We start from the raw sequence: 10,701 nt of genomic DNA, 5'->3' as shown, positions 1-10,701 counted from the left end.
CGACGGGAACGAGCCCATCGGCATGCTCACGTTCAGCTGCGCCGCGCTGCGCGCCGTGCTGGGCGACGACGGCATCCGGCGCGAGTGCGAGCGCCCTAACAGCCCGCGGGGCCGGGCGGGGCGATGTTCGCGGAGGGCGCACAGCTATCGTCGGAGCGATGGACAGCTGGGACGAGGTCGACCGCGCGCTGGCCGCCGCGCCGGGCACCGCATCCGCCTGGGTCGGGCCGGTGGGCGGGCCTGCGGCGTACGCACGGCTGGCCGACGCGACGCACTACGCGGCGAGCACGATGAAGGTGGGCGTGCTGGTCGCCCTGCACCGGGCCGGGCTGGACCTCGACGCCCCGGTGACCGTCCACAACAGACACCAGTCGGCGCTGCCCGGTGCCGAGCCGTTCGCCAACGACCCGGCGGAGGACAGCGACACGGCGACGTGGGCACTGCTCGGCGACACCAGCACGCTGCGCGACCTGGCCCGCCAGATGATCGTCCGCTCCGGCAACCTGGCCACGAACCTGTGCCTGGGCGCGGTCGGCGTGCCCGCGGTGCAGGAAGTGTGGCGCCTCGCCGGAGCCACGCACAGTGTCACCGCGCGGGGCATCGAGGACGGCGCGGCCCGGCTGGCCGGGATCGACAACCTCGTCACCGCCGCTGACCTCGCGGCGCTGTTCGGTGCCGTGGTGGCCGGCGACATCGTGCCGCCGCCGGCGCGGCGCGCGGTGCTCGACCTGCTGGAGGCAAACGAGCACCGCGACGACCTGGTCGCCGGCCTCCCGCCGGGCACCCGGGTGGCGCAAAAGAACGGCTGGATCACCGGGGTACGCCACGGCGCGGGCGTCGTGTTCCCGGCCGACGCGCCGCCGTACACCGTGGTGGTCTGCACCTCGACCGCCCTGGCCGACGACGCGGCGTGCGCCCTGGTCGCGGGCGTCTCCGCCGCGGCCTGGAAGGCCCGGCACACCCTCTAGTCGAGCAGCCGCTCCCGCAGCGTGGCGCGCAACGCGTCGCGGCCAAGGTCAGGCGTCGGTCAGGACTTCCGTCGCGGTGGCGGTCAGCACGGACCAGAGGTCGTCCACGTGCGATTCGGTCGTCTGGGGTGAGCCGACCGCGACCCGCAGGACGTAGGCGCCGTTGACCTTGGTGTGGGTCAGGTAGAAGCGGCCCGTGGCGTTGACCCGCGCCAGGAGCTCCTCGGAGGCCGCGTCACCCGCCCGGAGGCGGAAGCAGACCAGCGAAAACGGGTGCGGGGCGACGATCTCGAAACGGTCGTCCTCCGCGACGTGGGCGGCGAAGCGCTGCGCCAGGCCGACCCCTGAGCGGATGTGCTCCTGCAGTCCCGCGGCGCCGTACCAACGGAGCACGAACCACAGCTTGAGCGCGCGGAAGCGGCGGCCGAGGGGCACGCCCCAGTCCCGGTAGTCGATCACCGCGCCCGACTCCGTGGCCACGTTGCGCAGGTACTCGGGCATCACTGTCAGGGCGCTGACCAGGGCCTCGCGGTCGGCTACCCAGAAGGCGTCGCAGTCGAAGCCCGTCAGCAGCCACTTGTGCGGGTCGAAGCAGTACGAGTCCGCGTACTCCAGACCCGCATGGGTCCAGCGCAGCTCCGGGCACACCGCGGCCGCGCCCGCGTAGGCCGCGTCCACGTGCAGCCACACCCCGTGCTCCGCGCAGATGCGGCCGATCTCCGGCAGCGGGTCGACCGCCGTCGTCGACGTCGTGCCGATCGTGGCCACCACGACCGCCGGGCGGAAGCCGGCCGCGACATCGGCGGCCAGCGCCGCCCGCAACGCTGCCGGGTCCATCGCGAGCGTCGACGGTGAGACCTCGATCTGGCGGACTCCGGCGTCGCCGATGCCGGCGATGCGGGCCGCCTTTTCGATCGACGAGTGCCCCTGGGTCGACGTGTAGACCGTGTAGCGCTCACCCCCGATCCCGTCCGTGCGCCACGTGCCGCCGCCCGCCCGGTGCAGCCCGGCCAGCGTCGCCACCAGGGCCGCCGACGACGCCGAGTCCTGGATCACGCCGCCGCCGGTCGACGTCGACCGGAAGCGGGCCGGCAGGTCGAGCAGCGAGGCCAGCCAGTCGAGCATGACCGTCTCGACCTCGGTCGCCGCCGGGCCCGTGGCCCAGAGCATCCCCTGGACGCCCAGGCCCGCCCCGACGAGGTCGCCGAGCACGCTCGGCCCGGACGTGTTCGCCGGGAAGTACGCGAAGAAGCCCGGGTGCTGCCAGTGCGTCATCCCGGGCAGCACGACCGAGTCGAGGTCGGCCCGCAGCCCGGCGAAACCGTCGCCGTCCGACGGCGGCGAGTCAGGCAGCCGGGCCGCGACCGCGCCAGGCGGGTCCGCCGGACGCACGGGGAGCGAGCCGACCGAGGACCAGTAGTCGGCAACCCAGTCGACCAGCTCGTGGCCGTGCCGGCGGAACTCGTCGGGTGTCATGTGACCTGCCATGCACCGAGTCGATCAAGCGTCACCCCCCGAACGCAACACGCTCCCGAAGAACGCCGCTATGTCGCCCGCCACCAGGTCGGGCTCCTCGACCGCGGCGAAGTGGCCGCCACGCGGGAAGACCGTCCGCCGGTGCACGTCGTAGAGCCGTAACGCCCACTCCGGCGGCGGCACGCCCTCCGGGACGAACTCGTTGGCGAACACCGCCGTCGCCGTCGGCACCCGCACCCGGTCGCCCGGCCCGATCTCGTCGCTGTGCCACCGGTTGTCCCAGTAGTCGCGCGTCGACGTCGTGATCGACCCCGTCGCCCAGTAGATCGTGAGCAGCGTGAGCAGGAAGTCCCGGCCGAACCGCGCGTCGACGTCACCGCCCGTGTCACCCCATGACCGCCACTTCTCGACGATCCACGCCGCCAGCCCGGCGGGGGAGTCGGTCAGCCCGTAGCCCAACGTCTGCGGCCGCGTGCTCTGGATCGCCGAGTAGCCCCGCTCCGTGCTGTCCCACTCCCGCGTGTGCCGGACATAGGCCTCCTCGGCCGCCGTCAGCGGCGAGGACACGTGCGGCGAGACCTCGGGCGTCGTCAGGTGGATGCCGAGCATCCGCTCCGGCGCGGTCAGCGCCATCCACGTCGCCACCCCGGCGCCGAAGTCGCCACCGTGCGCCCCGTAGCGCGGATAACCGAGCGCCGCCATCAACCCGTGCCACAACCCCGCCACGCGGCTGTAGGTGACCGGACCAGCGGGCCGCGGGGTGAACCCGTAGCCCGGCAGAGACGGCACCACCACGTCGAACGACGGCCCCGATGCGGGATCGGTCAGCCGGTCCACCAGCGGCAGCAGCTCGACGAACGCGCTCGGCCACCCGTGCGTCAGCAGCAGCGGCACCCCACCGCCGCCCACCGCCCGGACGTGGACGCAGTGGATCTCGACCCCGTCGACCTCAACGACGAACTGGGGGTACGAGTTGAGCCGGCGCTCGGCGAAACGCCAGTCGAACCCGTCGGCCCAGTAGGCCAGCAGACCGCGCAGGTAGTCGAGATCGGTGCCCTGCTCCCACGGCGCCCCGGGCGCGGGCGGCGGCCAGCGCGTGGACCGGATCCGGAAGCGCAGGTCGTCGAGCACCGTCTCGGGGACGTCGACGGAAAATGGACGAGTCATGGGCGGGACGCTACTTCTAGGGTGTGACAATGCCCGCCGTCCAGCTCACCCCGCTCGACGACGACCTCACCGAGCGCCTGCTCGCGGTGGCCGTCGCCGATGCCGACCCCACCGAGGTCATCCCGCCGGTCGAGGGCCCACCGGGCTGGACCGCGGGCCGGGCGGAGTTCTTCCGCGCCTTCCACCACGAGCGCCAGGCCGGCCTCGCCGGGCCGCTGCGCACCGTCATGTACGCGATCACCGCGGACTACCGCATCGTCGGCATGATCCGCCTCACCCTCGATGAAAGCGGACGAGAGGCCGAGACCGGCATGTGGCTGGCCCGCACCGCCCGCGGCCAGGGGCTGGGCGGCGCGGCCTTCGAGAGGCTCCTCGACGAGGCCCACCGCGCCGGCGCGCGTACCGTCAAGGCCGACACCACCCCCGGCAACCACGCCGCACTGGCGGTCCTCCGCCGCGCCGGCGCGCAGCTGAGGGCGGAGAACGACAAGGTCTACGCACGGTTGGAGCTCGACACGTGAAGGTCACCATCGTCACCGGCGGCTCGCGCGGCATCGGCGCGGCCACCTGCCGCCGCCTCGCTGCCGCCGGGCACGCGGTCGCGGTCGGCTACCGATCCGACGCCTCCGCGGCCGCACGGGTGGTCGAGGAGATCACCGCGAGCGGCGGTCAAGCGCTCGCGATCGCCGTCGAGACCGCCGACGCCGCCCAGGTGACCGCACTCTTCGAGACGGCCGAAGCGAAGCTCGGCACGGTGACCGGCCTCGTCAACAACGCCGGCGTCGGCAGCCGGATCGGCCGCTTCGTCGACCTCGACGAACAGGACCTCCGGCGCGTCGTCGAGGTCAACGTCGTCGGCGCCATCCTCTGCGCCCGCGAGGCGGCCCGCCGGATGACCGACGGCGGCGCGATCGTCAACGTCTCTTCCGCCGCCGCGACCCTGGGCAGCCCGCACGAGTACCCGCACTACGCCGCCAGCAAGGCCGCCCTGGACGCATTGACCCTGGGTCTGTCCAAAGAGCTGGGTCCGGAGAAGATCCGGGTCAACACGGTGCAACCCGGTGTCATCTACACCGACTTCCACGGCACGCAGAGCGGCGAGCCGGGTCGCGCCGACCGGGTCGGCCCGTCCGCCCCTCTGGGCCGTGCCGGCTACCCCGACGAGGTCGCCGCGGCCATCGCGTGGCTGCTCAGCGACGAGGCGTCCTATGTGACCGGCGCGACGATCCGAGTAGCCGGCGGGCGGTAGTTACTCAAACGTTACATGTAAATACGTCGCGCAAGACTTGTCTTTGCCTTGATCCACAAGGGTTAATCATCAGGCAGCGATCAATCCACCTGGGAGTTCGGTCTTCGGCGAGCCGAGCATCCGGGCCATCACCGCATGCGGAGGAGCGCCTTCGTGTCCGTCCATCGCCGAACCTTCAGACGAACGTTCAGACGAACCCTCATCAGCCTCGGCGCCAGCCTGGCGCTGATCGCCGGCGTTCTCGTCGCCGGCCCCGCCCCGGCCAGCGCCGCGGCAGCGCCCGGCGACCCGTACAACGTGCTGGTCTTCTCGAAGACCGCCGGTTTCCGGCACGACTCGATCCCAGCCGGCATCGCCGCGATCCAGCAGCTCGGCGCTGACCACGGCTTCTCGGTCACGGCCACCGAGGACGCCGCCGCGTTCAACGACGCCAACCTCGCCAACTTCGCGACCGTGGTCTGGCTCTCGACCACCGGTGACGTGCTCAACACCGACCAGCAGGCGGCGTTCGAGCGCTACATCAAGGCCGGCGGCGGCTACGTGGGTGTGCACGCGGCCTCCGACACCGAGTACGACTGGGCGTGGTACGGCCAGCTCGTCGGCGCCTACTTCTCGGCGCACCCGAGCAACCAGAACGCCACCATCAAGGTCGAGGACCCGGCGCACCCGTCCACCGCGGACCTGCCGGCGGAGTGGAACCGCTTCGACGAGTGGTACAACTTCCGCACAAACCCGCGCGGCACGGTGCACGTGCTGGCGAGCCTCGACGAGACCAGCTACTCGCCGGGCTCCGGCGCGATGGGCGCGGACCACCCGACGGCCTGGTGCCAGGACTTCGACGGCGGCCGCTCCTGGTACACGGGCAGTGGGCACACCCAGGAGTCGTACGCCGAGCCGAACTTCCTCAACCACCTGCTCGGCGGCATCGAGACCACCGCGGGCGTGGTCGACGCCGACTGCTCGGCCAGCAAGACGAGCAGCTTCGAGAAGGTGACGCTCGACAGCAACACCCAGAACCCGATGGAGCTCGACGTGGCGCCCGACGGTCGGGTGTTCTACGCCGAGCGCGACGGGCGGCTGCAGGTCATCTCGCCGAGCACCGGCCTGACCACGACCGCGGCCACGCTGGACGTGTTCACCGGCAACGAGGACGGCCTGATCGGCGTGCGCCTCGACCCGGACTTCGCCACCAACAACTGGATCTACCTCTACTACGCCCCGGACGGCGGCGCGCCGCGCAACTACCTGTCGCGGTTCACGGTCAGCGGCAACACCGTCGACCTCGCCACCGAGAAGGTGATCCTCCAGGTCGACACGCAGCGCAACACCTGCTGCCACGCGGGCGGCAGCATGGTCTTCGACAGCGCCGGCAACATCTACCTGGCCACGGGCGACAACACGAACCCGTTCGAGTCCAACTCGTTCAACCCGATCGACGAGCGCCCGGGCCGGCAGGACTTCGACGCCCAGCGGTCGAGCGGCAACACGAACGACCTGCGCGGCAAGATCCTGCGCGTGCACCCGGAGGACGACGGGACGTACACCATCCCGGCCGGCAACCTGTTCCCGGCCGGCACGGCGCAGACCCGTCCCGAGATCTTCGCGATGGGCTTCCGCAACCCGTTCCGGATCGGCATCGACCCGAAGACCGACACGCTCGTCGTCGGTGACTACGGGCCGGACGCCGGCGCCGCCGACCCCAACCGGGGCCCGGAGGGCACCGTCGAGTGGAACATCGTGGCGCAGCCCGGCTTCTACGGCTGGCCCTACTGCCACGGCAACAACTACGCGTACAACGACTTCACGTTCCCGAGTGGACCGAGCGGGCCGAAGTTCAACTGCGCGGCGATCGTCAACGACTCGCCGAACAACACCGGCCTGCGCAACCTGCCGCCGGCGATCGCACCCACCATCGACTACGACTACAGCGGCAACCCGCTGTTCCCAGAGATCGGTGGCGGCGGCGCGCCGATGGGCGGCCCGGTCTACCGGTACGACGCCAACAGCAAGTCGGACCGCAAGTGGCCCGCCTACTACGACGGCAAGGCCATCTTCGGTGAGTGGAACCAGAACAAGATGTACACGTTCCAGCTCACCGACGACGCGCACGGCCTGGTCGACATCAACCAGCTGCTCACCGGGATGACGTTCCTGCGCCCGATGGACTTCGAGTTCGGGACCGACGGCGCGCTGTACCTGATCGAGTGGGGCAGCGGCTTCGGCGGCAACAACGACAACTCCGGGATCTACCGGATCGACTACGTGGCAGGGGACCGGGCACCGATCGCGGTCGCGTCGGGCACCCCGACCAGCGGTCCGTCGCCGCTGACCGTCCAGTTCTCCAGCGCCGGCTCGCGTGACCCGGACGAGGAGGAGATCACCTTCGCCTGGACCTTCGGCGACGGCGGCACCTCGACCGAGCCCAACCCGAGCCACACGTACGCGGCGCCGGGCAACTACACGGCCCAGCTCACCGTGACCGACCCGGGCGGCCGCACCGCGGTGGCCAACGTGCCGATCACCGTGGGCAACACCGAGCCGACCGTGTCGATCACGTTCCCGCCGGACGGTGGCTTCTTCAACTGGGGCGACCAGGTCGAGTACACGGTGACTGTGACCGACCCCGAGGACGGCACGATCGACTGTGACCGGGTGAAGCTGCAGTACTACCTGGGTCACGACGAGCACGCCCACCCGCTGTAGAGCCAGCAGGGCTGCACGGGCAGCATCCAGACCTCGCTGGCCTCCGGCCACGGCGCGGACGCCAACGTGTTCGGCGTGTTCGAGGCGACCTACACCGATGACGGCGGTGCCGGCGGCGCCAACCCGCTGACCGGCCGCGACATCGAGCAGCTCCAGCCCAAGCGCAAGCAGGCGGAGTACTTCTCGGCGACCGGCCGCGCACCGGACGGCGTCGGCGGCGGCGACCCGGGCGTGCAGCGGGAGACCACCGGCGACACCCAGGGCGGCTTCCAGAACATCGGCTTCATCGAGGACGGTGACTACTGGACGTTCGACCCGGCCAACCTGACCGGCATCACGAGCCTGCGGTTCCGGACCGCCTCGGCGACCACCGGCGGCCGCATCGAGGTCCGCTCGGGTGCGGTCGACGGCGCCGTCCTCGGCACCGTCGACGTGCCGGGCACGGGCGCGTGGCAGTCCTATGTGGACGTGACATTGCCGCTCGACAACCCACCGATCACCAGCGGGCCGCTGTTCTTCATCGCCCGCAACCCGGCCGGCAACACCGGCCAGGGCTCGGTGTTCAACGTCAACTGGGTCGACTTCCTCGGCCGCGGCGTCACGGACAACGCGCCGCCGGTGGTCACCGCGTCCGGCAACCCGACGTCCGGCACCACGCCGCTGGTCGTCGAGTTCAGCGGCACGGCGACCGACGAGGAGGGCGACAACCCGCTCACGTACGCCTGGGACTTCGGTGACGGCACCACGGCCAGCACGGCCAACGCGTCGCACACCTACACCACGCCCGGCACGTTCACGGCGACCCTGACCGTGACCGACTCCCGCGGCGCGGCGGCGTACGCCACGGTTCCGATCCGGGTCGAGGCACCGAACACGTCCTGCTTCGGGGCGAACTCGGACAACTTCGACGGCACCGCGCTCGACCGTGACCGGTGGAGCACGATCGTCCGGGAGAACCAGACGTACTCGGTGGCCGGTGGCGCCCTGCGCCTGCCGACCCAGGCGGCGGACCTCTACGGGGCCCGCACCGACGCCGGCAACATCGTGCTGCAGCCGACCCCGGCCGGCCCGTGGCAGGCGACCACCAAGGTCACCGTGCCGCTCACGGGCAACTACCAGCAGGCCGGCCTGATCGTGTACGGCGACGACGCGAACTGGGCCAAGCTGGACTTCCTGTACGCCGACTACAAACGGGTGGAGTTCATCCGGCAGACCGCCGGCACGCCGCGCAACGAGGCGGCCGACAGCACGCCGGTCACCGCACCCGGCGACACGGTGTTCCTGCGCCTGATCTCCGACGGCACGAACCTGACCGCCGCGTTCTCCTCCGACGGCGTGACGTTCACGCCGGCGGGCCGGAGCGCCGCGCTGGCCGGGATCACCAACCCGAAGATCGGTCTGTTCGCGCTCAACGGCGGCAGTGCCGCGCCGGTGGTCAACGCGGAGTTCGACTGGTTCCAGATCTCGCCGGACGAGGCGGGTGAGGCCGTCGAGCCGAGTGACGAGTTCACCGGCACGGCGCTCGACAAGTGCCGCTGGGACGCGGTGGTCCGCGAGGACAACACCGCCTACCAGGTCGCCGATGGCCAGCTGACCATCGACGTCCCGAACGGCGACATCTACACGGGCAACAACACCGGACCGACCAACTTCATCCTGCAGAACGCGCCCGCGGGCGACTGGACGCTGGAGACGAAGGTGGACGGCAGCCAGCTCAACGAGCAGTACCAGCAGGGCGGGCTGATGGTGTACGCCGACGACGACAACTACATCAAGTTCGACTTCATCGCCGACAACACGGCCGGTCAGCCGGTCGCGCGGCGGATCGAGTTCCGCAGCGAGATCGCCGGCGCGGTGCAGAACCCGCAGCCGCAGGTCACGAACCTGACCAGCGCGGTGTGGTACCTGCGCCTGGCCAAGGCGGGCGACACCTACACGGCGTCGTACTCCGCCGACGGCACCACCTGGACCACGTTCCCGGAGACGCTGACCAACGCCGCGGTCGCCGCCACGGCCAAGGTCGGCCTGTTCAGCCTCGGCGCGGCACAGCAGGCGTCGAAGCCGATCTCCTTCGACTACTTCCGCCTCACCACGGGTGGGCAGGAGCCGGAGGACACCACCGCGCCGGTGACGACGGCGACGGTGGCGGGCAGCGCGACCGCGGGCTGGTACACCGGCCCGGCGACGGTCACGCTGGCCGCGGCGGACGAGGACGGTGGCAGCGGGGTGGCCAGCACCGAGTACCAGCTCGACGGTGCGACCACCTGGACCGCCTACACGACACCGGTCCAGGTCACGGGTGACGGGTCGCACGAGGTGCGGTTCCGCTCCACGGACGAGGCCGGCAACGTGGAGGCCACCAAGTCGGTGGCGGTGAAGATCGACACGACCGCGCCGGTGACGGCGGCGACCTTCGCGCCGGCCACCGACGACGGCTGGCACAACGGCGCCGTCCCGGTCACCCTGACCGCGACCGACGCCGGGTCCGGGGTGTCCAAGGTGGAGTACTCGCTCGACGGCGGCGCCTGGACCCCGTACACGGTCCCGGTCGACGTCACCGGCAACGGCGAGCACGAGCTGCTCTACCGCGCCAGCGACACCGCCGGCAACGTGGAGACGCTCAAGTCGGCGATCATCAAGATCGACGGCACGAAGCCGACGGTGATCATCGGCGGCCTCGCCGACGGCCAGCTCTACGGCGACAGCCAGGACGTCCGCGTGACGTACCAGGCGGTCGACCCGACGTCTGGTCTGAAGAGCGTGGTCGGCACCCTCGACGGCGCGGCGTACCCGGCCAACAAGCTGCAGGCCATGTTCGAGCTGCCGCTCGGCCTGCACACGCTGACCGTGACCGCGACCGACAAGGCCGGCAACGTCACCACCACGGACGTCCGGTTCTACGTCACCACGTCGTTCCGCGACATGCAGTTCCTGCTCGACCGCTTCAAGGCGACCGGTTGGCTGACGCAGAACGCGCACAAGCAGCTCGGGGCGAAGCTCCAGGCCGCGCGTGACGCCGAGGCGAAGGGCAACGACACCAAGGCCTACAAGCCGTACTGCCAGGACTGTGGCAAGGACACCACGACCGTCACCGCGTACGACGACGCGACCACCGCTTTGACCTACACCTGCACGTGC

General features: G+C 71.1%; 7 protein-coding genes. 5 read left to right on the top strand and 2 right to left on the bottom strand.

The annotated features are described in order from the left end of the window. The first annotated feature begins 158 nt into the window (after nt 1–158). The gene (locus AB0H87_RS30745) at nt 159–968 is read left to right on the top strand and encodes a serine hydrolase (RefSeq protein WP_360153384.1); all 810 of its coding nucleotides are present in this window, start codon (nt 159–161) and stop codon (nt 966–968) included. Nucleotides 969–1,016: 48 nt separating this feature from the next. On the opposite strand, the gene AB0H87_RS30740 is transcribed toward AB0H87_RS30745, so the two are convergent. Together AB0H87_RS30740 and AB0H87_RS30735 are read right to left on the bottom strand one after the other, a co-directional pair. Next, nucleotides 1,017–2,456, bottom strand: coding sequence for a pyridoxal-dependent decarboxylase (locus AB0H87_RS30740; protein WP_360153381.1), 1,440 nt, complete (start codon nt 2,454–2,456; stop codon nt 1,017–1,019). 12 nt (nt 2,457–2,468) lie between these two features. Further along, a complete protein-coding gene (locus AB0H87_RS30735; RefSeq protein ID WP_360153378.1) occupies nt 2,469–3,611 on the bottom strand; it encodes an epoxide hydrolase family protein in 1,143 nt (380 codons plus the stop codon). A gap of 29 nt (nt 3,612–3,640) precedes the next feature. Between AB0H87_RS30735 and AB0H87_RS30730 the strand changes: the two genes are divergently transcribed. The 4 genes from AB0H87_RS30730 to AB0H87_RS30715 form a co-directional block, all read left to right on the top strand. Then, nucleotides 3,641–4,132: a GNAT family N-acetyltransferase gene (locus tag AB0H87_RS30730; protein WP_360153375.1), complete on the top strand. Its 492-nt coding sequence runs from the start codon at nt 3,641–3,643 to the stop codon at nt 4,130–4,132. Beyond that, a complete protein-coding gene (locus tag AB0H87_RS30725) occupies nt 4,129–4,860 on the top strand; it encodes an SDR family oxidoreductase (RefSeq protein ID WP_360153372.1) in 732 nt (243 codons plus the stop codon). The genes AB0H87_RS30730 and AB0H87_RS30725 overlap by 4 nt, the downstream gene beginning before the upstream one ends. 153 nt (nt 4,861–5,013) lie before the next feature. Then, complete coding sequence (locus AB0H87_RS30720; protein ID WP_360153369.1) at nt 5,014–7,563, top strand: ThuA domain-containing protein; 2,550 nt, start codon at nt 5,014–5,016, stop codon at nt 7,561–7,563. Between the two features lie 75 nt (nt 7,564–7,638). Then, nucleotides 7,639–10,701: DUF1349 domain-containing protein (locus AB0H87_RS30715; protein WP_360153367.1), on the top strand; the 3,063-nt coding region annotated here is incomplete at its 3' end.

This window comes from Asanoa sp. NPDC050611 (genome assembly GCF_040654855.1).
Classification (GTDB): Bacteria; Actinomycetota; Actinomycetes; order Mycobacteriales; family Micromonosporaceae; genus Asanoa.
This window is presented reverse-complemented; position numbering and strand designations above follow the sequence as displayed.

What these genes read in the sequence shown, in the direction of transcription:
- AB0H87_RS30745 (WP_360153384.1), top strand. Translation starts at nt 159, where the DNA reads ATGGACAGCTGGGACGAGGTCGACCGCGCGCTGGCCGCCGCGCCGGGC.
- AB0H87_RS30740 (WP_360153381.1), bottom strand. Translation starts at nt 2,456, where the DNA reads ATGGCAGGTCACATGACACCCGACGAGTTCCGCCGGCACGGCCACGAG.
- AB0H87_RS30735 (WP_360153378.1), bottom strand. Translation starts at nt 3,611, where the DNA reads ATGACTCGTCCATTTTCCGTCGACGTCCCCGAGACGGTGCTCGACGAC.
- AB0H87_RS30730 (WP_360153375.1), top strand. Translation starts at nt 3,641, where the DNA reads ATGCCCGCCGTCCAGCTCACCCCGCTCGACGACGACCTCACCGAGCGC.